The 22,600-nt window shown below is 68.0% G+C and carries 24 protein-coding genes and 1 rRNA gene; 17 read left to right on the top strand and 8 right to left on the bottom strand.

Annotated elements, in window-relative coordinates:
- Positions 1-19 precede the first annotated feature (19 nt).
- The 8 genes from rrf (at position 20) to recN (ending at position 6,572) form a co-directional block, all read left to right on the top strand.
- A 5S ribosomal RNA gene (rrf, locus tag ACTHNC_RS08540) occupies positions 20-136 on the top strand.
- 12 nt (positions 137-148) lie between these two features.
- Entirely contained in the window at positions 149-1,198 is a 1,050-nt protein-coding gene (locus ACTHNC_RS08535) for a hypothetical protein (protein WP_440294170.1), read from the top strand.
- Positions 1,199-1,227: 29 nt separating this feature from the next.
- Positions 1,228-1,869, top strand: a complete 642-nt coding sequence (locus tag ACTHNC_RS08530) for a hypothetical protein (RefSeq protein ID WP_440294169.1) — start codon at positions 1,228-1,230, stop codon at positions 1,867-1,869.
- Between the two features lie 13 nt (positions 1,870-1,882).
- Positions 1,883-2,890 carry an HAD-IIA family hydrolase gene (locus ACTHNC_RS08525; RefSeq protein ID WP_440294175.1) on the top strand — a complete coding sequence of 336 codons (1,008 nt, stop codon included), beginning with the start codon at positions 1,883-1,885 and terminating at the stop codon, positions 2,888-2,890.
- A gap of 48 nt (positions 2,891-2,938) precedes the next feature.
- Positions 2,939-3,106, top strand: a complete 168-nt coding sequence (locus tag ACTHNC_RS08520; protein WP_440294168.1) for a hypothetical protein — start codon at positions 2,939-2,941, stop codon at positions 3,104-3,106.
- The gene (locus ACTHNC_RS08515) at positions 3,099-3,938 is read left to right on the top strand and encodes a TlyA family RNA methyltransferase (RefSeq protein ID WP_440294167.1); all 840 of its coding nucleotides are present in this window, start codon (positions 3,099-3,101) and stop codon (positions 3,936-3,938) included. Before ACTHNC_RS08520 ends, ACTHNC_RS08515 begins: the two co-directional genes overlap by 8 nt.
- A gap of 2 nt (positions 3,939-3,940) precedes the next feature.
- Positions 3,941-4,858, top strand: coding sequence for an NAD kinase (locus ACTHNC_RS08510; RefSeq protein WP_440294166.1), 918 nt, complete (start codon positions 3,941-3,943; stop codon positions 4,856-4,858).
- Positions 4,851-6,572: a DNA repair protein RecN gene (gene recN, locus ACTHNC_RS08505; RefSeq protein ID WP_440294165.1), complete on the top strand. Its 1,722-nt coding sequence runs from the start codon at positions 4,851-4,853 to the stop codon at positions 6,570-6,572. Before ACTHNC_RS08510 ends, recN begins: the two co-directional genes overlap by 8 nt.
- 18 nt (positions 6,573-6,590) lie before the next feature.
- Here the strand turns inward: recN and ACTHNC_RS08500 are convergent, their stop codons facing one another.
- Together ACTHNC_RS08500 and ACTHNC_RS08495 are read right to left on the bottom strand one after the other, a co-directional pair.
- Positions 6,591-7,079, bottom strand: a complete 489-nt coding sequence (locus ACTHNC_RS08500; protein WP_440294164.1) for an SRPBCC family protein — start codon at positions 7,077-7,079, stop codon at positions 6,591-6,593.
- A 27-nt stretch (positions 7,080-7,106) separates the two neighbouring features.
- Complete coding sequence (locus ACTHNC_RS08495) at positions 7,107-7,427, bottom strand: ArsR/SmtB family transcription factor (protein ID WP_440294163.1); 321 nt, start codon at positions 7,425-7,427, stop codon at positions 7,107-7,109.
- 76 nt (positions 7,428-7,503) lie between these two features.
- Between ACTHNC_RS08495 and ACTHNC_RS08490 the strand changes: the two genes are divergently transcribed.
- From ACTHNC_RS08490 to xerD, 3 genes are read left to right on the top strand one after another with little or no spacing between them, the layout of a single operon-like run.
- The gene (locus ACTHNC_RS08490; RefSeq protein WP_440294174.1) at positions 7,504-9,210 is read left to right on the top strand and encodes a CTP synthase; all 1,707 of its coding nucleotides are present in this window, start codon (positions 7,504-7,506) and stop codon (positions 9,208-9,210) included.
- Positions 9,203-9,850, top strand: coding sequence for an NUDIX domain-containing protein (locus ACTHNC_RS08485; RefSeq protein ID WP_440294162.1), 648 nt, complete (start codon positions 9,203-9,205; stop codon positions 9,848-9,850). Before ACTHNC_RS08490 ends, ACTHNC_RS08485 begins: the two co-directional genes overlap by 8 nt.
- Positions 9,847-10,764: a site-specific tyrosine recombinase XerD gene (gene xerD, locus ACTHNC_RS08480; RefSeq protein WP_440294173.1), complete on the top strand. Its 918-nt coding sequence runs from the start codon at positions 9,847-9,849 to the stop codon at positions 10,762-10,764. The genes ACTHNC_RS08485 and xerD overlap by 4 nt, the downstream gene beginning before the upstream one ends.
- A gap of 18 nt (positions 10,765-10,782) precedes the next feature.
- Here the strand turns inward: xerD and ACTHNC_RS08475 are convergent, their stop codons facing one another.
- The 6 genes from ACTHNC_RS08475 to ACTHNC_RS08450 all read right to left on the bottom strand — a co-directional run bounded on the left by ACTHNC_RS08475 (position 10,783) and on the right by ACTHNC_RS08450 (position 17,429).
- Positions 10,783-11,793 (bottom strand): LacI family DNA-binding transcriptional regulator, encoded by a 1,011-nt coding sequence (locus ACTHNC_RS08475; RefSeq protein WP_440294161.1) that lies wholly within the window; start codon positions 11,791-11,793, stop codon positions 10,783-10,785.
- A 105-nt stretch (positions 11,794-11,898) separates the two neighbouring features.
- Positions 11,899-13,191, bottom strand: coding sequence for a family 1 glycosylhydrolase (locus ACTHNC_RS08470; RefSeq protein ID WP_440294160.1), 1,293 nt, complete (start codon positions 13,189-13,191; stop codon positions 11,899-11,901).
- A complete protein-coding gene (locus ACTHNC_RS08465; protein WP_440294159.1) occupies positions 13,188-14,066 on the bottom strand; it encodes a carbohydrate ABC transporter permease in 879 nt (292 codons plus the stop codon). The genes ACTHNC_RS08470 and ACTHNC_RS08465 overlap by 4 nt, the downstream gene beginning before the upstream one ends.
- On the bottom strand, positions 14,063-14,971 hold the full coding sequence (locus ACTHNC_RS08460; protein ID WP_440294158.1) for a carbohydrate ABC transporter permease: 909 nt from the start codon (positions 14,969-14,971) through the stop codon (positions 14,063-14,065). Before ACTHNC_RS08460 ends, ACTHNC_RS08465 begins: the two co-directional genes overlap by 4 nt.
- Before the next feature lie 63 nt (positions 14,972-15,034).
- Positions 15,035-16,294, bottom strand: a complete 1,260-nt coding sequence (locus tag ACTHNC_RS08455; protein WP_440294157.1) for an ABC transporter substrate-binding protein — start codon at positions 16,292-16,294, stop codon at positions 15,035-15,037.
- A gap of 145 nt (positions 16,295-16,439) precedes the next feature.
- Positions 16,440-17,429: a BPSS1187 family protein gene (locus tag ACTHNC_RS08450; protein ID WP_440294156.1), complete on the bottom strand. Its 990-nt coding sequence runs from the start codon at positions 17,427-17,429 to the stop codon at positions 16,440-16,442.
- Positions 17,430-17,669: 240 nt separating this feature from the next.
- On the opposite strand from ACTHNC_RS08450, the gene ACTHNC_RS08445 reads away from it, so the two are divergent.
- The 6 genes from ACTHNC_RS08445 to cmk all read left to right on the top strand — a co-directional run.
- Positions 17,670-18,557 carry a ParA family protein gene (locus ACTHNC_RS08445; RefSeq protein ID WP_440294172.1) on the top strand — a complete coding sequence of 296 codons (888 nt, stop codon included), beginning with the start codon at positions 17,670-17,672 and terminating at the stop codon, positions 18,555-18,557.
- The gene (locus tag ACTHNC_RS08440) at positions 18,541-19,401 is read left to right on the top strand and encodes a segregation and condensation protein A (RefSeq protein WP_440294155.1); all 861 of its coding nucleotides are present in this window, start codon (positions 18,541-18,543) and stop codon (positions 19,399-19,401) included. Before ACTHNC_RS08445 ends, ACTHNC_RS08440 begins: the two co-directional genes overlap by 17 nt.
- A 154-nt stretch (positions 19,402-19,555) precedes the next feature.
- Positions 19,556-20,074 carry an SMC-Scp complex subunit ScpB gene (gene scpB / locus ACTHNC_RS08435; protein WP_440294171.1) on the top strand — a complete coding sequence of 173 codons (519 nt, stop codon included), beginning with the start codon at positions 19,556-19,558 and terminating at the stop codon, positions 20,072-20,074.
- Positions 20,064-20,861: a pseudouridine synthase gene (locus ACTHNC_RS08430; RefSeq protein ID WP_440294154.1), complete on the top strand. Its 798-nt coding sequence runs from the start codon at positions 20,064-20,066 to the stop codon at positions 20,859-20,861. Before scpB ends, ACTHNC_RS08430 begins: the two co-directional genes overlap by 11 nt.
- The gene (locus ACTHNC_RS08425; RefSeq protein WP_440294153.1) at positions 20,858-21,964 is read left to right on the top strand and encodes a prephenate dehydrogenase; all 1,107 of its coding nucleotides are present in this window, start codon (positions 20,858-20,860) and stop codon (positions 21,962-21,964) included. Before ACTHNC_RS08430 ends, ACTHNC_RS08425 begins: the two co-directional genes overlap by 4 nt.
- Positions 21,961-22,600 (top strand): (d)CMP kinase (gene cmk / locus ACTHNC_RS08420; RefSeq protein ID WP_440294152.1); only part of this gene is annotated, 640 nt, incomplete at its 3' end. The genes ACTHNC_RS08425 and cmk, both read left to right, overlap by 4 nt.

Raw genomic sequence — 22,600 nt, 5'->3', positions numbered from 1 at the left:
GATCGTAAATCCATAGAGTTACGGCGGCCATAGCGAGAGGGAAACGCCCGGACACATTCCGAACCCGGAAGCTAAGACTCCCAGCGCCGATGGTACTGCAGGGGCGACCCTGTGGGAGAGTAGGACACCGCCGGACACCTTCAACGGAATGGCCACCCATTGGGTGGCCATTCCGCATTTAACACACGAACAACACCACACGGCACCCGCACTCAGCGTGCGACGGGAAGGATTGTGCACATGGCACGAGACGATCGAGGCGATCGAGGAGAAGATCGCGACGATTCCCGGAACGGTTCAGGTCATGACGGTGCCCGACGCGGCCCGAGGGACGGACGACCCAGCAGCGGTCGACCGGAGCGGCGACCATCGACGGGGAACGGTGCCGGGCGAGACGGGCGTTACGGACGTCCGCAATCCGGTGGCACGGATGCCGGTCGCCCTCGCCGCGGTGGTACTGAAGGCGAACGGCGGAGCAGCCCTAGCAGAGGAGCAGGCAGTTCGCGTGCGCGGACCGATCGGACGGGGGCGCCTCGATCGGGCGATCGCGACCGCCGTGGTGGTGACTGGGCACGCAACGATCGGAGGCTCGCTCGCGACGGCGGCCGGGAGGATCGGCGGCCCGCTCGCGACAGCGGCCGGGAGGATCGGCGGCCCGCTCGCGACGGCGGCCGCGACGATCGCCGTCCGTACGGGGAGCGACGTGCCGGGGCCGGCGACCGGGACAACGCCGGCGGGAGGCGCGACTACGGAGACCAGCGCCGACCTGGCGGCGCGAGTGGGACAGGCCAGCGCCGTTACGGCGAGGGACGTCCGACTAGTGAGCGTGGTGCCGGCGGCCAGCGGCGCGACAGCCGTGCACGCGACCAGACCGGACGCTATGGGAATGACCGGGACAAGCGCGACACCAAGCGTTACGGGCGCGACCCAGAGAAACGCGATGCCAGGAATTACGGCCGCGACGGGGACAAGCGTGAAAGCCGGGGCTATGGACGCGACGGTGACAGACGTGACGAGCGGGGCTATGGTCGCGACCGCTCGCAGAGAGGTCCGGGCCGGGACTCGAGCAGAGGGTACGACGACGCGCAGGGCGAGCGTGGATTCGCGCCGCGGAGCGTGCGGCCGAGGCACAACGATCCGGAGCTGCCGGAATCGGTCACATCGAAGGATCTCAACAGGGCGGCTCGCAACGAGCTGAAGACGCTCAGCAAGGAGAACGCCGAAGAGGTGGCGAGGCACCTCGCCAGGGCATCCCAGCTCATCGGCGAGGACCCGGAGCTCGCACATCGGCACGCACTGGCCGCTGCCCGGCGTGCCGGACGCATCGCGATCGTCCGTGAGACGCTTGCGATCACGGCGTACGAGACGGGCGACTTCGCGCTCGCGCTGCGCGAGCTGCGCACGTATCGACGCATCTCCGGGAAGAACGACCAGCTTCCGCTCATGGTCGACAGCGAACGGGGCGTCGGCCGGCCGGACCGAGCCCTCGAGGAGGGCCGCTCGGTTCCGCGCTCCGAACTCTCGAACGACGTGCAGGTGGCGCTGGCCATCGCGATGTCCGGAGCACGTCTCGACCTCGGCCAGACGGATGCCGCCCTGGCGGAACTCGAGATCCCGCAGCTGGACCGTCGGCGAGCGTTCTCATACAGCCCTACGCTCTTCGACGCGTACGCGACCGTGCTGGAAGATCTGGATCGCAGCGCCGAAGCCGCCGAGTGGCGCGACCTCGCCGAACGCGCACGAGACGCGCTGGGGCAGAACGACGAGGACGTCATGGTCGTGGACGACGAGGACGTCGTGGTCGTCGATGAGGACGACGTCGTGGTCGCTGACGACGAGGCATCCGAAGGGCGCGGCGGTGGCGAGTGACGGCCGGCGCCGGCTGTTCCGCCGCGAAGCCGAGCGGTCGCCGCTGGACGGTGTCGACGTCATCCTGGCCGATCTCGACGGGGTACTCTACTCAGGAGCCGAGCCGATCCCACACGCCGCCGAGGCTCTGAAGCGGGCGCAGGAGCACGGCGTTCGGTTGGGATGCCTCACGAACAACGCCTCACGCACCGACCGTTCGGTCGCCGACCACCTCACCCAGCTGGGGTATGCGGTGCACGCCGACGACATCATCACGTCGCCGCAGGCAGCCGTCATGATGCTGCGTGATCTCATCCAGCCCGAGTCCACTGTTCTGGTGGTCGGCGGCGACGGCCTCGTCTCGGAGCTCGACAAGGCCGGCTACCACGCGACGCGGTCGGCGGACGACCATCCCGCCGCGGTGGTGCAGGGCTTCGCGCCCGACGTGGGATGGGCACAACTGGCGGAGGCGGCTTTCGCGCTTGCGGACGAGTCGGTGCAGTGGGTCGCCACGAACACGGACTGGACGCTTCCGCAGCCCCGCGGGGTGGCCCCGGGGAACGGAACTCTCGTCTCCGCCGTGCACACCGCCGTCGGACGGCTGCCCATCGTCGCGGGAAAGCCGGAGCGGGCGATGTACGACCTCGCGGTTGAGCGATTCGGCGCGAAGTCACCGTTGGCGATCGGCGACCGACTCGACACGGACATCCTCGGCGCCAACAGGGCAGGGGTACCGTCGCTGCTGGTGCTCACCGGCATCGACCGGGCGAAGCAGGTGCTGGCAGCGGGGAAGGACGAGCGGCCGCAGTACCTGCTCTCCGACCTCAGCGAGCTCGACGAGCCCTATCCGACGGTGAAGGTGTCCCGGTCGGGCGACGCTGTCGAGGTGCGCGGGGCATCCGTGCGCCTCGAGGGGAGCGCCGTGCGCATCGTGCGGCGGGGCGAGCGGGAGATCGACCTTCTGCGCGCGGCGAGCACGCTGATCTGGAACTGCGGGCGGCCCATCTACGCACTCGAGGTTCCCGAGGAGCTGTACACATAGGCGGTGTCCCGGGCCTTGCGGCGGTAGCCCGCGGGGTACCGTGGACTGATGCTTGAGGAGAGCGAAACGGTGCACGAGGGCGACGACGGGCTCCTGTCGAGACTGCGCTTGATCGAGGAGCGGCCCCTCGAGGAGCGCGCTGACGCGTACACGCGCATCCATGCGGAGCTCGCCGAGGTGCTCGAGGGCCAGGACGACCACCGCCAGGATGCATGAAGTCCCGGCAAGTCCCGAAGTCCCGGCAAGCGGGGAGCAACGTCTCGATGCCGCGGTGACCGCGCGCGGACTGGCACGTTCGCGCACGCAGGCGGCGCAACTCATCGCCGAGGGACGGGTCAGCGTCGACGGCCGGCCGGTGGTCAAGGCATCCGCTCGAGTGCGCGAGAGCAGCGCGATCACGGTCGAAGCAGCCGACCACTATGTCAGTCGGGCGGCGCACAAGCTCATCGCCGCGCTTGACGGGTTCGGGCTGGACGAGGCGGTCCTTGGCGCCACCGCGCTCGATGTCGGCGCATCGACCGGCGGCTTCACCCAGGTGCTGCTCGAACGCGGGGCTCGGCGCGTGATCGCGCTCGACGTCGGACACGGCCAACTCGCACCGTCGATCGCGTCGGATGCCCGCGTCACGGTCGCGGAGGGCGTGAACGTCCGGTACCTGGATGCGGCGGCGCTCCACGGCCTGACCGGCGGTGACGAGATCGGCATCGTGGTCGGCGACCTGTCGTTCATCTCGTTGACCCTGGTGCTGCCTCCACTCGTCGCGGCGGCCGGGCGGGAAGCCGAGTACGTGCTTCTCGTGAAGCCTCAGTTCGAGGTGGGGCGGACGGGCATCCGCGAGGGCATCGTGCGCGACGCAGCGCTGCGAGAGGATGCCGTCACCTCCGTCATGTGGGCGGCGTGGGACCTCGGTCTCGGGACGGCGGGCATCCTTCCGTCCCCCATCGCCGGAAGTCACGGGAATCGTGAGTACCTCCTTCGGCTCAGCACACGGGCGGGTCGGCATCCGACAGAATGGTTGAACGACGTCGGCGCGATGGTGGGAGAGTGAGCGTGAGCGAACCCGGGCGGTACTTCCTCGTGGTTTCGCACACCGGTCGGGGCGACTCGATCCAGGCAGGCATCCAGGTCTGCCGGCAGCTCATCGCAGCAGGAGTCGTACCGGTTCTCGGAGCGGATGAGCGCGCAGAGCTGGTCGATGCGGCGTCCGACCTCGCGGCGCTGGCCGTGCTCGGCGACGACGTGATGCCCGAGCAGCTCGAGCTGGTGATCGTGCTCGGCGGGGACGGCACCATTCTGCGCGCCGCGGAGACCGTACGGGACTGCGACGTTCCTCTGCTGGGCGTGAACCTCGGCCACGTCGGATTCCTCGCCGAGAGCGAGCGCGACGATCTGGAGCTCGCGGTGAGTCGGGCCGTCGCCAAGGACTACGCCGTCGAAGAGCGCATGACGTTGTTCGTGCGCGTGAAGTCGGGCACCGAGGTCATCTACACGAGCTGGGCGCTCAACGAGGCGAGCATCGAGAAGGCCAGCCGCGAGCGCATGATCGAGGTCGTCATCGAGGTCGACGGGCGGCCGTTGTCGAGCTTCGGTTGCGACGGCGTGGTGATGTCCACGCCCACGGGTTCGACGGCGTACTCGTTCTCCGCCGGTGGTCCCGTGGTGTGGCCAACGCTGGACGCTCTGCTGCTCGTGCCGCTGAGCGCGCACGCGTTGTTCTCCCGCCCGCTCGTCGTGGCGGCCGACTCGGTACTCGCCGTCGAGCTGCTGCGCCGCACCGACACCCCGGCTGTTCTGTGGTGCGACGGCAGGAGGGCGTTCGACCTTCCGCCAGGCGCGCGGGTGATGGTGGCGCGCTCCGACACGCCCGTGAAGCTGGCGCGCCTGCACACCGCGCCGTTCACCGACCGGCTGGTGCGCAAGTTCGACCTGCCGGTCACGGGCTGGCGAGGACCGAACGCCCGTGATTGAGGAGATCTCGATCCGCGACCTCGGGGTCATCGAGCGCGCCACGCTGCCGCTCGGGCCCGGATTCACGGCGCTCACCGGCGAGACCGGTGCGGGCAAGACCATGGTCGTGACCGCGCTCGGACTACTGCTCGGGCAACGCGCCGACAGTGCTGTCGTGCGCTCCGGCAGCACACAACTGTGGGTCGAGGGACGATGGCGTGTGCCGGCGGACGGCGAGGTCGCCGAGCGGGTGCGGGATGCCGGAGGCGATCTCGACGACACGGGTGAGGCATCCTACGGCGAGCTCGTGCTGAGCAGATCGGTGGCCGCTGAGGGACGCAGCCGCGCCGTGGTGGGCGGCCGAGGCGCCCCGGTCAGCGTGCTCGGCGAGCTCGCCGAGCAACTGGTGGTGGTGCACGGGCAATCGGACCAGATCCGGCTGCGATCGGCGGCGGCGCAGCGTGACGCGCTCGACCGATTCGCCGGCGCGCCATTGGCGGAAGCCCTTGAGAAGTACCGTCAGGCGTTCCGCCGGTGGAGTGCGAACCGTGAGGAGCTGGCCGAGCTGGTGGACGAGCGGGATCGCCGTGCGCGGGAGGCGGACGACCTGCGGGTGGCGCTCAGCGAGATCGAGGCCGTGGCGCCCGAGCCGGGGGAGGACGAAGCACTCGCGGAGCAGGCGGAGCGGCTGACGAACCTGGAGTCGCTGCGCATCGCTGCTTCGGTCTCCCGGGAAGCGTTGTCGGCGGAGGACTCCGACGGACCGGATGTGCGCGGGCTGCTGGAGACCGCACGTCGCGAACTCGAGCGCGCCGGAGCACACGACCCGGCTCTCCAGACGCTGGCGGACTCCATCGCCGGTCTCGGATTTCAGGTGGAGGATGCCGCGGCGCAGCTCTCCACCTACCTTGCGGCGCTCGACGCGGACGGCACGCACGACCTGGAAGTCATTCAGGAGCGTCGGGCCGAGCTGACCGCACTCGTGCGCAAGTACGGGCCCAGCCTGGATGAGGTACTGGAGCGGGCGGCGAGCGGCGGAACGCGTCTGGCAGAACTGGAGGGCGACGAGGAACGCATCGAGCAGCTGACCACGCTCGTCACGGAGGACGAAGCGGAGGTCGACCGGCTGGCGGAATCCGTCTCGGAGCTGCGGTCGACCGCGGCGCAGGAACTCGCCGCTCGCGTGACCGAGGAACTCGCGGCTCTGGCGATGGCAGACGCCGAGGTCGTCGTGGAGGTGGAGCGGCGCGACGACTACACGCTCGCCGGCCGCGACGCGGTCACGATCCTGCTGCGACCGCACGCCGGCGCAGAGCCCCGGCCGCTCGGCAAGGGCGCGTCCGGTGGCGAGCTCTCCCGGGTGATGCTCGCCATCGAGGTGGTGCTGGCGGGGAGCGATCCGGTGCCCACCTTCGTGTTCGACGAGATCGACGCAGGGGTGGGCGGGGCATCCGCGATCGAGATCGGGCGACGACTGGCCAGGCTCGCCGAGACGGCGCAGGTGATCGTGGTCACGCACCTGGCGCAGGTCGCCGCTTTCGCGACGAACCACCTCACGGTGGTGAAGGCGGGCGACGGATCGGTTACGGCCTCGAGCGTGCGGCAGCTGGACGGGGACGACCGCATCTCGGAGATGGCGCGCCTGCTCTCCGGGCTCTCCGACTCCGAGAGCGGACTCGCGCACGCGCGGGAGCTCATCGAGCTCGCCAGGGACGGCGTCGGCGTCAGGTCGTAGACCGGACCGGAGCCGCGATCAGCGTGTGAGACCCGCCGTGGCAGCCGGGTCGAGCACCGCGCCGAGGGTATCCAGCTGCTGCTCGATGCCCTGTGTTCGGTACTCCGGCTTGTCTTCACCGTCGAGGTAGACGCCGTGCTCGGTGAGTACGAGTTGCGTCCCCGATCCAGTGGAGCGGAACTCCACGGTCGTGAGCGACACCGAGATTCGCGTCTCACCCCGCAGCATGAAGTTCGTGTACACGATCCGCTCGTCGGGCACGATGTCGTCGTATCGAGCCATGTAGGTATAGACCGCGCCGTCCGGGGCCGTGCTGCGGCAGAGCTCGCGGCCGTCGACCCGGAAGTCGAGTTCGTACTCGGCACTCGAGGCATCCTCCTCGCTCTCGCCGAGGAACCAGGCGCGCTTGGCACGTTCGTCGGTCCATGCCCGGAAGACCCGCTCCCGGTCGGCGGGATAGGTGCGCTCCAGCACCATCGTGTCGTGAGTGACGTATCGGTCGGACATCTTTCGCTCCTTCGGATGGGTATCTGATCAGTCGTGCTCGTCGGTGAGGTAGTCGCCGAGCCTGTCGAGCCGCTCGTTCCACGTGAGGCGTCTTTGGACGAACCACTGCTCCGCCCGGTCGAAGACCGTGCGGTCCAGGCTGCAGGTGCGCACCCGCCCGGTCTTGCGGCTGCGCACGAGTCCGCTCGCTTCCAGCACGGCAAGGTGCTGGATGACCGCCGGCAGCGTCATTGCCAGCGGCCGAGCGAGCTCGCTCACCGTCTTGTCACCGACGGCCAAGCGCTCGACGATGCTCCGCCGCGAGCTGTCGGCGAGTGCACGGAACACGTCGTCGATTTGGTTAAGCATCTGCTTAACTAAGCACGTCGAGCAGCGAGTGTCAAGACTTCACGCTCGATCCCGCGCTGTAGGATGAAAGCCCGTGGTGGAAAAAACTGACGCGGGCCCCTCGACCGATCACAGCAACCCGGACGGCACTACCACGCACATCTTCGTGACAGGTGGTGTCGTTTCTTCTTTGGGCAAGGGCCTGACGGCCGCCAGCCTCGGCAACCTGCTGACCTCCCGCGGCCTCCGCGTCGTCATGCAGAAGTTGGACCCGTATCTCAACGTCGACCCGGGCACGATGAACCCATTCCAACACGGTGAGGTCTTCGTCACCGACGACGGGGCCGAGACGGACCTCGACATCGGGCACTACGAGCGCTTCCTCGACATCAACCTCAGCCAGGCCGCCAACGTCACCACCGGACAGATCTACTCGCAGGTGATCGCCATGGAGCGCCGCGGCGAGTACCTCGGCGACACTGTGCAGGTCATTCCGCACATCACCGACGAGATCAAGCGCAGGATGCGGTTGCAGGCATCCGACGACCCGCAGCCCGACGTCATCATCACCGAGATCGGCGGAACGGTCGGTGACATCGAGTCGCAGCCGTTCATCGAGTCGGCCAGGCAGGTGCGTCACGAGCTCGGGCGCCAGAACTGCTTCTTCGTGCATGTCTCGCTCGTTCCCTACATGAACGCGTCCGGCGAGCAGAAGACCAAGCCGACGCAGCACTCCGTGGCGGCTCTGCGGTCCATCGGCATCCAGCCGGACGCGCTCGTGCTGCGCAGCGACCGTCCGGTCTCCGAGGGCAACAAGAAGAAGATCGCGCTGATGTGCGACGTGGACGAGCGCGCCGTCGTGAACGCGGTCGACGTGCCGAGCATCTACGACATCCCGAACATGCTGCACGACCAGGGGCTCGACGACTACATCGTCGACCAGCTCGGCCTCGTCGCTGACGAGCCGGACCGGGAGAGCTGGGAGACGCTGCTCAAGGTGGTGCACGAGCCGAAGCACGAGGTGACGATCGGTCTGGTCGGCAAATACGTCGACCTTCCGGATGCCTACCTCTCGGTCACCGAGGCGCTGCGGGCAGGAGGGTTCGCGAACCGGGCGAAGGTGAACCTGCGCTGGATCGCCAGCGATGGATGCCAGGAGCCGGAGGGTGCGGCCCGCGAGCTCGCGGACGTCGACGGCATCTGCGTGCCTGGCGGGTTCGGCATCCGCGGCATCGAGGGCAAGCTCGGTGCGCTGCGGTTTGCGCGCGAGAACGGCATCCCCGCCCTCGGACTCTGCCTCGGACTGCAGTGCATGGTGATTGAGTACGCGAGGAACGAGGCTGGCCTGGACGGGGCATCCTCCAGCGAGTTCGACCCCGACACGCAGTTCCCGGTGATCGCGACGATGGCCGAGCAGGTGGAGATCATCGCGGGTGGTGACCTCGGCGGCACGATGCGGCTGGGGCTGTACCCGGCGAGGCTGCAGGACGGATCCATCGTGTCCGAGCTGTACGGCGCGGACGAGGCGTCCGAGCGTCATCGTCACCGCTACGAGGTGAACAACCACTTCCGTGATCAGATCGCCGATGCGGGGCTGGTGTTCTCCGGCACGTCACCGGACGGCCACCTCGTCGAGTACGTCGAGCTGCCCCGCGCGACGCACCCGTTCTACGTGGGGACCCAGGCGCACCCGGAGCTGCGCTCCCGGCCGAACCGGGCGCATCCGCTGTTCCGCGGCCTGATCGCCGCTGCGCTCGATCGTCAGGAGTCCACACGTCTCTTCGAGGTGAAAGAGGATGCCTGACGCCGCGTACGACGACCTGGCCGACGAGCCATACACCGGGCTGGTGACCGATTCCGAGGTCGTCTACCGGGGCCGGGTCTGGGACGTGCGACGGGACACCGTCGACCTCGGCGACTCGACCGTTGTGCGGGAGTACGTCGACCACACCGGCGCCGTCGCGGTGCTGGCGCTGGACGACGAGGACCGGGCGCTGCTGATCAGGCAGTACCGGCATCCGATCCGCTCCAAGGACTGGGAGCTGCCGGCGGGCCTGCTCGACCTGACGGGGGAGCCGCCGCTGGAGGCCGCGAAGCGCGAGCTGGCCGAAGAGGCCGACATGGTTGCCGATCGGTGGGATGTGCTCGTCGAGTTCTTCAGCTCGCCCGGCGGGAACAATGAGGTGATCCGGGTCTACCTGGCACGAGGCGTTCGAGCGGCTGACGACGTGTTCGCCCGCGAGGAGGAGGAAGCGGACATCGAGGTGCGCTGGGTGCCGCTGGAGGAGGTCGTGCGCGGCGTTCTCGAGCGCCGGCTGCGCAACGCGCCCCTCGGCATCGCGTCGCTCGCGGCCGTCGCGGCGAGAGAGAACGGTTACGCCTCCCTGGGGAAGGCGGACGAGCCGCTGCGGCGGGGATCGTGGCTGACCCGTCCGCTGGCATGACTCCCGAGGTCGCGGTCGAGGCGTACCTGCGGCATGTCGGAATCGAGCGCGGCCTCTCCCGCAACACGGTCGCGGCGTACCGCCGTGACCTCGGTGCGTACGCGGAGTGGCTCGTCGAGCGGGACATCCACGACATCGCCGCCGTCGGCTCACGCGAGGTGGACGACTACTCCCGCCACCTGGTGATGCGCGGAGAGGTGGATGCGACGCAGCGGCTCGGCGCGGCATCCGTCGCTCGCATGCTCTCCACGGTGCGCGGCCTGCATCGCTTTCTGTTGGACGAGGGCGAGGTGCACGAGGACGCGGCCCGCGACGTTCGGCCGCCGAAACTTCCGTCACGGCTGCCTAAGGCGCTGACCGTCGCGCAGGTCGAGTCGTTGCTGGCGGCCACGGACGGGGATGAGCCGGCCCGGATGCGCGACAAGGCGCTGCTGGAGCTGCTGTACGCGACGGGCGCGCGAGTTTCGGAGGCCGTCGACCTCAACGTCGACGACGTGATCGATCGCGACGTAATCCGGCTGACGGGCAAGGGCAGCAAGCAGCGCATCGTGCCGCTCGGCCGGTACGCGCGGGATGCGGTGGACGAGTATCTGGTGCGGGTGAGGCCGCTGTACTCGGCTCGCGGACACGCGACTCCCGCGCTGTTCCTGGGCGCTCGTGGCGCGCGGCTGAGCAGGCAGAGCGCGTGGCTCATCATCCGGGCTGCGGCGGAGCGGGCCGAGCTGACGGCATCCGTGTCTCCGCACACGTTGCGGCACTCGTTCGCCACGCACCTGCTGGAGGGCGGAGCGGACGTGCGCGTGGTGCAGGAGCTGCTCGGCCACTCGTCGGTGGCGACGACGCAGATCTACACGCTCGTCACCGCCGACACACTGCGCGACATGTACACGACGGCGCATCCGCGGGCGCGGTGAGCGCGACTGGGGTCACCATCACGTCGAGTCGCGCTCGATGATGGTGAAATCCGAGATGAAGCCCTCGCTGGCGGTGCGGTGCTCGGAGTCCTCGTCGAGTCGGCGTAGCAGGAACCGCACCGCTGACGACGCCATAGCCTGCAGATCGATCTTGATCGTGGTCAGTGTCGGCTGATTGAATCGTGCTTCCTCGATGTCGTCAAATCCGATGACGGAGACGTCGTCGGGGACGCGGATTCGAGCATCCTGAAGCGCACGGATCGCTCCGAGTGCGAGGGCATCATTGAAGGCCACGATGCCGTCGAAGTCCGTGCCGCGAGCCAGGGCATCGCGGACAGTCCTCGCTGCGTTCTCGCGTTGCCAGAGCCCTGCGTCGATCTCGAGCATGGGGTCCGCGCCGATGCCCGCGTCGGCGAGTGCCTGCCTGTAACCGAGAAGCCGTAGATGCGCTGGGCCGACGAGGTCGCCTGTTCTTCGGCCGAGGGCGAGGATGCGCCGACGTCCGCGATCGATCAGGTGCTTCGTTGCCGCTCTCGCTCCCGATTGGTTGGGCATCGTGACGAAATCGGTAGGCCAACCCGCGATGGGCTCGCCGAGAAGCACGACCGGCATGGTGACCGTCTCGGCAAGATCGGCGTTGCCGGCGGTGAGGGCGAGTGCGCTGAAGAGGATGCCATCGACCAGTCGAGCGCGTCGTCCGCGCAGCAGCTCCAGCTCGGCTTCGGGCTCCCCACCTGACTGCTCCAGCACGACGAGCAACTCGTGCTGGTCCGCCACCTCGATGACGGCGGACGCCAGTTCCGAGAAGTAAGGGTTGCGGATGTCGGGAACGATGAGGCTGATCGCGCCCACTCTGCCCGAACGCAGGCCCCGTGCCGCGAGATTGGGCTTATAGCCGAGCTCGGCGATCGCCGAGCGAACCCGCTTCGCGGTGTCTTCACTGAACTTTCCCTGCGCCCGAACGACATTCGAGGCGGTCTTGATGGAGACTCCGGCTGCGCGTGCGACGTCGACCAGCGTGACGGTCATGCGCACCCCTCTCGCCGAGGCTGCCAGTGTACTGGGCGGTCGGCTCGCCTCGGGCACGGCAGAGTCATCGCTGGGGTGCCCGACGAGATCGATGGGATGACGTGCTCACGGCATCGCGCCGGTCTCGGCTCGGGGCGGCTGAACGTCGGGCTCGGGGCGCCGGGTCGAGTGTGAGCGGAATGCCTCGGCAACGGTGTTCTCCCGACGCTCGAGGCCTCCTTCTGTCATCACGAGGTCGTAGAGGCCCATGGTGAGCCGATGCGCAAGCGGCGGAGCGCTCGTATGGCGCCATGTCCACTCGATCATGTCGAAGAGCGGCCACCAAGTGAAGCCGACGACGGACACCCCGCCCGACCGCAGTCGCTCGAGCTCCCGGATCGAATCGCGCATCCACGCGATGCGCTCCTCTTCGGTGCCCGTGACGCAGGTCTCGCTCAGCAGTACCGGGTGCCCGTATCGTTCCGCGTAGGTCGTCAGCACTTCACGAAGACCCGCCACTCCGTCATCGCGCGTTGGCCGCGGATCCGCGAATCCACCCCGGTGCGAGACCCCGGTCTCGAAGACTTCCGTCGAGTGCCTCGGGTAGTAGTTGACACCCATGAGATCGGGTGGGGTGGGCTGTTCCGCGAATCGCTCCAGTCTTCGCGGGTCGATGCCGGACCTCAGCAGAGCATCATGCAACGGGTGCCCGTCGACGACGAGGCCGTGCATGAGGTCTTCGAAGAGGAATCGCTCGGCGAGGAGTCGCTCAACGTGCTCGGAATGCTCGGACGCCGAGATATCGCCCGTGTAACGGAAACCGGCGTCGACGTGCACGATGTTCGTGGCGTCGCCGATCGAGTCGCGGATGCCGGACTGCGCGAGCCGTGAGGCGTCGGCCAGTGCGACTACGATGCGGTTCAGCCCGTCCTGACCGCTCAGGTAAGGCGGCCAGTACGCATACTCTCCGCTGAACTGTGCATGGATCATGGGTTCGTTCACGGGTGTGTAGTCAGTGACGAAGTCGCCGTATCGCTCTGCCACGCGGCGCGCGAACTGTGCGAAGCGTTCGGGGAAGTCGCGGTTCGTGAACTCTCCGTCGAGCCACAGCGGGGTGCCGTAGTGCAGCAGATCAAGGACCGGGCGTATGCCCAGGTCCGACATGCGGTTCAGCACTCTGTCGGTCCAGTCGAAGTCCCATGTGGAGGGCTCGGGATTGACCCGGTGCCACGGCACACCCCAGCGGAGGAATTCCGCGCCTACGGAACGTGCAAGCCCGATGTCCTCTCGCCACCGCTCATAGTGCTCGGTGAGTTCGTACTCGTCGATGGCGCGCTCGCCGGGGCCGCTCTGCGGAACGAAGGTGTCCTCGATTCCCAGCCCGAGGCGCAGCCGGGCACCCGACCACCAGCCGCTCACTTGAGACCCGTCGCTGCGACGCTCGAGACGAACCTGCGTTGCACGATCACGAAGAGGATCGTCAGCGGAAGCAATGCGATGAGCGAGCCGGCCATCATCACGCCATAGGGCACGACTCCGCTGGGGCCCGTGAGAAGGGTGAGGCCTGAGGTGATGGTGGCCATGTCCGACTTGGTCGAGAAGACGAGCGGCCAGAGCAGATCGTTCCAGTTGTTCACGAAGACGAAGACTCCCAGTGTCATCAAGGCGGGCACGGCGTTCGGCAGCACGATGCTGCGGTAGACGCGCCATTCCGAGGCGCCGTCCATTCGCGCGGCGTTGTCGAGGTCTCGCGGAAGCGCGAGGAAGAACTGTCGAAGGAAAAAGATGCCGAAGGCATCCGCAGCACGGGGGACGATGAGCGCGGTGAACGTGTTGATCCAGCCCAGCTGCGCGACGATCTGGTAGAGCGGCACGAGCGTGGCCTGGAATGGGATCATGAGGGTTGCGACGATGAGGACGAGCAGCACCCGGTTGCCGGTGAAGTCGATGCGTGCGAGCGCATAAGCCGCCAGCGAGTCGAACACCAGCGCGCAGAGCGTGACGCCTCCCGCGAAGACGAAGCTGTTCAGGATCAGGCGGCCGAAAGGCAGTTCGCGGAAGATCGTGTCGAAGTTGGCCACCGTCCAGTGCGCGGGCAGAAGGGTCGGTGGGTAGGCGTTCACTTCGGAAGCAGGCTTGAACGCGGTGAAGACCACCACCAGCACCGGCAGGAGGATGGCGAGGATGCCGATCGCGACCGCGCCGCCCAGCACGATCCTGGCCGCAAGACGGCGTGGTGACGCTTCGAGCGCGCGCGGTCGCGGCCGCGCGATGGTTTCCGGTGCCGCGCTCATGCGCCGAGATCCTTCTCGCGGCGGGAACCCAGAAGAAACTGCAGGAGACTCAGCACCAGGGTGCCGATCAGGAGCACGTAGGAAAGTGCGGATGCGACACCGAGGTCCAGCTTCTGGAATCCCGTCTGGTAGATCTCGGTGACGACCGTGTCGGTTGCATGATATGGACCGCCTTGCGTCATCACATAGATCTGGTCGAAGGCCTGCAGCGCGGCGATGAGAGCGAAGATGACGACGAACGTCATGGTGTTGTTCAACAACGGCAACGTCACATTGCGGAAGCGGCGCAACGCACCGGCACCATCAACCCGGGCTGCCTCATAGAGGCTCGCGGGAATGTCCTGGAGTCCCGCGAGGAAGATCACCATGTAGAAGCCGAAGTTCTTCCACACCGCGACCAGGACGACCGCCGGCATCGCCAGAGTGGGTGAGTTCAGCACGTTTCCGAGGTGCACGCCCACCGCTTGCAGCCAGTAGTTGAGGAGGCCGACCTGCGGGTCGAGTAGATACTGCCAGGCGAAGGCCGCCACGGCGAGAGACACGATGAATGGGAAGAACAACGCCGACCGGAAGACACCCCTCAGCGGCAGCATCCGCGAGTTCATTGCGAGAGCCAGTAAGAGAGAGACGACGATGGCCGCGGGAACGAAGAGGAGCGCGTAGAGAGCCGTGTTCCCAAAGGCTCTGAGGAACGTGGGATCGGTGAAGACCTGGACATAGTTGCCAAAGCCCACGAAGGTCTCGGACCCGAAGCCACTCGATTCGAAGAAGGAAGTGCGCAGCGCCGAGAGCATCGGCGCGACCACGAAGATGGCGAGAATCGCGCAGGCCGGCACGAGGAAGCAGCCGGCGGCCATCCAACGCCGTGTCTGTGGCTGCAGGTGGCCTCGGCCGCCGAGCTGCATCGGCGGTCGGTAGCGCCGTGCTTGGTGGGTGTCGCTGGTCACGACGACTCCTCTCCGTCGAGATCACTTGTCCAGCGCGTTCTGCGCGGTAGATTGGGCTGCCTTCAGTGCCGAGTCGGGGCTTTCGCCGCCAGAGACGGCATGCTGCGTGGCGTCGTCGACCGCTGACAACACGTCTGCGCTGTCGACCACCCCGGGCAACAGCGGCCGCGCGAGCGATGAGATCTTCGTCAGGGCCGCAACCACCTCGTTCGATGAGACATCCGCCGCCGGAATGTCGGTGCGGAGCGGAGGCCACCCCGAGCCAAGTGACCACTCGGTGTCGACCTTCTTGCTGTAGAAGTAGTCGAAGAACTTCTCCGCAGCCGCCTTCTGTGCGTTGTCGGTTTGAGCCGTGACGCCCATCGACACCCCGATCGCGGAAGCCGCCTGGGTGACGGGTCCGGCGGGAACCGGGGCGATGCCCCAGGAGATGTGGTTGTCGTCGGCCGTGGCGGGCATCCATGGTCCAGCGATCTCCATCGCCGCCTTTCCGGCGGCGAACAGGTTGTCGGCGGCGACGCCGGTCAGCCCGGTGGGCGAGATGTGGTCGTTGCGCACTGCGTCTGCCCAATATTTCAGCGTCTTGACGTTCGCCGCGGAGTCGACCTTGGCGGTCTTGCCGTCTGCGATGGTGCCACCGTTCTCCAGGAAGAGCGTCTGCCAGACGCCGTTCGCCACCGTCTGGTGGTCGGGGAGCGCAAGCCCGTACTGAGTGGGGGCAGCAGTCCCGGACGGGGTGATGGTGAGCTTCTTGGCGTCGTCGACCCATTCGTCCCACGTCTTCGGGAACGACGTGATGCCTGCGGCCTGGAACATTGTCTTGTTGTAAATGACCGAGAGCGGAACGAAGCCGGTAGGAACGCCGTATTTCTTACCGTCGACGACCTCCATCGTGACCGCATTCTTGTTCAGTGCCTTGGCGTTCGAGCTCGAGGAGTACCACGAGCCGAGGTCCTGCAGCGCTCTCTTGCCCGCGTACACCGGGAGGTCCTCGGCAGGCAAGGCGACCAAGTCCGGGCCCGACTTCGCGGTGAGGGCCGGCAGCAACGAGTTCTCGATCACCGCCCAGGTCTTGGTCGATTCCTGCACCGTGACCTCGTGCTGAGACTTGTTGAAGTCCGCGATGATCTTGTCGAGCTTCTTCCCGTCATCGGCCGTGTACCCGTGCCAGAACGTCAGCGTGACGTGCTGGTTCGAGTTGCCGGAGGAGTTCGAGGCGCATCCCGTCAGCATCGCGACAGCCGCGCCGAAAGCCGCGATAGCGGCTACTGCTCTCTTCATTGAAAACCAGTGCCTTCCAGCCGGTCGATGTGCCGTGACCGGCGAGTGTGGAGTTCGGGTAGGAGGTACAACGTTGTACCCAACGTCGTGAAACCAGTGTCGCTTTACGCAACGGGGTTGTCAAGCGGGTGATGCGGACCCGTTGTCAGCGCACCTGCTCGAGCATCCAGCGCCAGGTCGGCGCGAACACCATCGCGCTCTTGTTCGTGCGTGGCCCCGCGTCGTCGACGGTGTGGCCGTGCGACTCCAGCGGGTTTCCGATGTCGAGCGAGCTGAGCAGCACGTGACCGCCGGTCGGGACGTGGGGCGCGTGGCGGGCATCCGCCGCTCCCATGCCCAATCGTTGCCAGGAGCCCACGATGCGATGGAAGTACATGTCGTGCACGCTGTCGAACCCGTACATGCGCGACGGCGGCGTTGCTCCGCGGGTGCGCATCCACGATGCCGCGACGTCGCCGTAGGTCTCCACCGGCGATGAATACATCAGCACGCCGCGCACCCGGTGGTAATGCGAGATGAACGCGGACTCGCCGCCGCCCTGCGAGTGGCCGGCAAAGACCACGCGGCTCCAGTTCGGATGCCCGTCGTCGATATAGCGGCCCCAGGCGCCCGCCGCGTCCTGATGCTCGAGGTACGCGATAGCGGCCGCGAACCGGCGCTCGATCGAGTTCGCCGCGCCCACCCGGCTGAACCGCGACGGGTGCGTGCCGTCGTAGCGGTTCCGCTGCAGCTGCGTGTAGCAGTCGGCGTTACCGCGACAGGTTCGCGTGACGGATCGGCCGATGTTCCAGTAGTCGAGGCCGAGCACGCTGTATCCGACCGAAACGGCCGTGGCCAGGTACTCGCGGTAGTCGTTCGGCACCTCGCCGGTCGCGGGAAGGAAGACGAGGAGGGGAGCGTCGCCCGCTGCGTGCTGGGCCACCTCCTGAGCGTTCGGGTCGTGCACCTTGAGCGCGAGGTAGGGGAGCTTGAAGCTGAGCACCTTGCCGGTGCTCGTCGGAAGAGTTCCGGTGCTCTCGGATGTCTGCGGGGCGTGCGCCGGCGGAGGAACGGGAACGACTCCCGCGGTCATACCGGCGAGCAGGATGGCGACGGCGGATGCCGCACTGGTCCACACTCGTCGCCCGCCCTTCATGGCGGCCAAGGTAGCAACCGCATTCGGTCGTGCGCTTGAGGCGGGCCGGTGCAGGGTGCGAGCCCGCTCAGGCGTTCCTCAGCTTCTGCTGCCGTCCGAGGCGCGGTGCGGATCCTGCCGCGGGGCGCATCGGGCGTTGCGGGCCGGAACGACGGCGTTCCTGACTGTTCACCATGCGGATGCTCGATAGACTCGATCGCGGATCCACAGCCTGAATCGAGCGGAGGAGTCGTGGCGCGTATTCCAGCCGACGAGCAGGAATTGCCGGGCTTCGGCGGTACTGCCGTCGAGGAGCTGGGCCCGACGGGACGTCCGCTGCGGCAGTTCCCGACGCCCCCGGCACTTACGGAGCACGGACCCGCCCGGGTGATCGCCCTCTGCAACCAGAAAGGCGGCGTCGGCAAGACCACCTCGAGCATCAATCTCGGCGCGGCACTGGCCGAGTACGGGCGCAAGGTGCTCGCCATCGACTTCGACCCCCAGGGCGCGCTGTCTGCCGGGCTCGGCGTTGCGATCCACGAGGCCGTCACTATCTACGACCTGCTGCTCTCCAGCGCACACGACCCGGCGGAGGCGATCCAGCACACCGCCACGCCCGGACTCGACGTCATCCCTGCCAACATCGACCTGTCCGCGGCGGAGGTGCACCTCGTGAATGAGGTCGCCCGTGAGCAGGCGCTCGCCCGCGTGCTGCGCAAGGTCGCGGGAGACTACGACGTCGTGCTCATCGACTGCCAGCCGTCGCTGGGCATCCTCACCGTCAACGCGCTCACCGCGAGCCACGGCGTGCTCATCCCGCTCGAGTGCGAGTACTTCGCCCTGCGCGGTGTCGCCCTGCTCATCGAGACGATCGACAAGGTGCGCGAACGTCTCAATCCCGCGCTCGAGCTCGATGGCATCCTCGCGACGATGTACGACGCTCGCACGCTGCACTCGCGCGAGGTCCTCGAGCGGGTGGTCGACGCGTTCGGCGACAAGGTGCTGGAGACCGTGATCAGCCGCACCGTGAAGTTCCCCGACGCAAGCGTCGCGGCCACACCGATCACCCAGTTCGCGCCTGAGCACCAGGCGGCCGACGCCTACCGTCAGCTGGCGCGGGAACTGGTTTTCCGTGGCGCCGCCGCCTGAGCCGTCGGCGCAGCACGACGCACAGGATGCCGTCGAGAGCGACGTCATCGAGAGCGCGGAGGGTGTGCCGTCGTTCCGGGTCGCGCTTGAGGTGTTCGAGGGGCCGTTCGACCTGCTGCTGAGCCTCATCGGGCGGCACGAGCTGGACATCACGGAGGTCGCGCTGAGCAGGGTGACCGACGAGTTCATCGCGTACCTGAAGGGCATCGACACCGCCGACGAGCTCGACCAGGCCAGCGAGTTCCTCGTGGTGGCCGCGACTCTGCTCGACCTGAAGGTCGCCGGACTTCTGCCGCAGGGAGAGCTCGTCGACGCCGAAGACGTGGCCCTGCTGGAGGCGCGCGATCTGCTCTTCGCCAGACTGCTGCAATACCGCGCGTTCAAGGAGGCTTCGACGTGGTTCGCGCAGCGGCTAGAGGCGGAGTGGGGCAGGCATCCACGTTCCGTGCGCCTGGAGGAGAAGTACCGCTCACGCGAACCCGAGCTGCAGTGGACGCTGAGCCTCGACGACTTCGCGGCGATCGCCGAGCTGGCATTCGCGCCCAAGGCGATACCGGTCGTGGAGCTCGACCACCTGCACGCCCCGCTCGTGAGTGTGCGGGAGCAGGCAGCACTCGTCGTGGCACAGCTTCGGCGCGGCACGCCGTACACGTTCCGGGAGCTGATCGCCGGCGCCGACCGCAAGGGCGTGATCGTCGCGCGATTCGTGGCCGTGCTGGAGCTCTACCGATTCGCGGCGGTCGCGTTCGAGCAGCTGGAACCCCTGGGCGAATTGACCATCAGGTGGGTGGCGGATGCCTGGTCCGACGAGAATCTGGCGAACCTGGGAGCCGACTATGGATGATCACGAGCAGTCCTTCGACCTGCAGCCACCGCCGGAGTCGCCGACGGTGGACGCCGCGCAGGCGCACGACACGGAGCAGCCGCAGGATGGCGCAGAGCAAGCGCACGAGCCGCGCCACGGGTACGACGTGCCTCGCGCCATCGAAGCTGTGCTCATGGTGGCGGACGAGCCGCTCTCGCTCGTGACACTGGCGACCGCCGTCGGCGCGCCGGTGGCAGCCGTTCGGCAGGCGATCGACGGGCTCGTCGCCGACTTCGGCGGCGAGACCGGCGGACCGGTGCGCGGTTTCGAGCTGCGCGAGGTCGGAGGCGGATGGCGGCTCTACGTGCGCGCCGAGTACGACAGCCTCGTGACGGACTTCGTCAGCGAGCAGGCGCCGGCCAAGCTGTCGCAGGCCGCGCTCGAGACGCTGGCCGTGATCGCGTACCGGCAGCCGATCACGCGCGGTGCGATCGCGTCGATCCGCGCGGTGAACGTCGACTCCGTCGTTCGCACGCTGCTCTCGCGCGGCCTCATCACTGAGCTGTTCACGGATGCCGAGACCGGCGCCATCAACTACGGCACCACCGACCTGCTGCTGCAGCAGCTGGGCATCAACGCGATCGAGGAGCTTCCGCTCATCTCGCCACTCCTCGCCGACGGTGCGGAAGGGTTCGACGGCGATGTGCGCTGAGCGAGTGGGCGGGGCCGCGGACGGTGCGCCGGAGACCGGCGGCACGGATAGCGGTGAGCGTCTGCAGAAGGTGATGGCCGCGGCGGGCGTGGCATCCCGCAGAGTGAGCGAGCAGCTGATCGTCGAGGGCCGTGTTCGGGTGAACGGCGAGGTGGTTCAGGCGCTGGGCACCCGGATCGACGCCGCCGTCGACAGGCTGGAGGTGGACGGAACGGCGATTCAGCTGGATGCCTCCAAGCACTACATCATGCTGAACAAGCCGACCGGCGTCGTCAGCTCCATGCGCGACGACCGCGGCCGCCCCGACCTGACGCAGTTCACCGACCGATATGAGGTGCGGCTCTTCAACGTCGGCAGGCTGGATGCCGACACGAGCGGCCTGCTGCTGCTGACCAACGACGGCGAGGTGGCGAACGTGCTCGCGCATCCATCGTTCGGGGTGACCAAGACGTACATCGCGACGGTGCGGGGAAGTGTGCTGCCCGCGACGATGGCGAAGCTCATGCGAGGGATCGAGCTGGACGACGGTCCGATCGCGGCCGACAAGGCGCGGCTGGTGCAGGCATCCGACGGGCAGAGCATCGTGGAGGTGACACTGCACTCCGGGCGCAATCGGATCGTGCGTCGCATGCTCGATGCGGTCGGGCATCCGGTCACAGCGCTGGTGCGCCGCCAGTTCGGGCCGCTGAAGCTGGGCAGCCTGCGGTCGGGCGCCACTCGCGAGTTGACTAAAATCGAGCTCGGCCAGGTGCTCACTCTTGCCAGGTCGAAATCGGAGCAAACGTGAATCAGAACCATGCCGCGCGCCTCAACGGCAGCGTGCGCGTCGTGGGCGCCGGACTGCTCGGCGCGTCGATCGGGCTGGGGCTGCGGGCGCGCGGCGTCGATGTGATCCTGGCGGATGCCTCGCGCGCCGGCTTGAACCTCGCCGTCGACTACGGTGCCGGCAGGCTTCCCCACGAGGGCGACGACCCATCGCTGATCGTGGTCGCGGTGCCGCCGGATGCCACGGCTTCCGTTGTCGCGACCGAGCTCGCGGCGTTCCCGCGCGCGACGGTGACGGATGTCGCCAGCGTGAAGGCCGCGCTGCTCACCGAGCTCGAACAGCTCGGCTCCGAGCTCGGCCCGGTCGACCTGAGCCGGTACGTCGGCTCCCACCCGCTGGCCGGCCGGGAGCGCGGCGGTGCGATCGCGGCCCGCGCCGACCTCTTCATCGGCCGGCCGTGGGTGGTGTGCCCCAGGCCGGAGGTGCCGCGGGAACGCGTCGTGGCGATCGAGCACCTCATCCTCGACCTCGACGCCACGCCGGTCACGCTGCCCGCCGACGAGCACGACGCGGCCGTCGCACTCGTCTCGCATGCGCCGCAGGTGGTGTCGTCGCTGATGGCGAAGCGGCTGGACGGAGCACCGTCGTCGTCGCTCGCCCTCGCCGGGCAAGGCCTGCGCGACGTGACGCGCATCGCCTCCAGCGACCCCGAGCTCTGGGTGCAGATCCTGTCGGCGAACGCGCCGGCCGTTGTGGACATCCTGCGCGCGTATCGCGACGACCTCGACGACGTGCTGTCGGCACTCGCGGATGTCGAGGCATCCGGTGCCCGCCGCGCGATCGCGCAGGACCTCGCTGCGGGCAACGCCGGGGTGGCAGGGCTGCCCGGCAAGCACGGGCAGGATCGCCGCTATGCCGGCATCGTCGTCATGGTCGACGACCGGCCCGGCGAGCTCGGCCGGCTGTTCACAGAACTGGGCGAGATCGGTATCAACATCGAAGACCTGCGACTCGAGCACTCCCCGGGCGCGCAGATCGGCTTGGCCGAGATCGCGGTGCTGCCCGAGGTGAAGACCCGCGCGATCGAAGACCTGTCGGCACGCGGATGGAGGACCGCCGGATGAACGAGCGCACTCCCATCGTCGTCGCCGTCGACGGGCCGGCGGGCAGCGGAAAGTCCAGCGTGAGCAAGGCCGCGGCAGCACGACTTGGCTTCGCCTTCCTCGACACCGGCGCCGCGTACCGCGCGCTGACCTGGTTCGCGATGCGCCGCGGCATCGACGTGACCGACGCGGACGCGGTGGCGGACGTCATCGCCGACTTCGACTACCGGATCGACACCGAGCCCGGCCGGCTTCGGGTCTTCGTCGGCGAGACCGACGTCACCACGGACATCCGCGACCCGGAGGTGTCGGCGCGGGTAAGTGCGGTGGCGCGCATCCCCGAGGTGCGCCTGCGACTGAACGAGTTGTTTCGCGGTCTCCTGGCCGGCACCGACCACGAGGGAATCGTGGCGGAAGGGCGTGACATCACGACGGTGGTGGCGCCCGACGCGGCTGTCCGCATCCTGCTGACCGCTGCGCCCGAGGTCCGTGCGGCACGTCGCGCCGGGGAGCTCGACGGGCACGCCGCCGTGGATGTCGCCGCGCAGCTGCACGCCCGCGACCACGCCGACCTTCAGGTGGTCGATTTCATGACCGCCGCCGAGGGTGTGACCACGGTGGACTCCACCGACTTGAACTTCGATGAGACCGTCGACG

The organism is Humibacter sp. (assembly GCF_051954055.1).
Classification (GTDB): Bacteria; Actinomycetota; Actinomycetes; order Actinomycetales; family Microbacteriaceae; genus Humibacter.
This window is presented reverse-complemented; position numbering and strand designations above follow the sequence as displayed.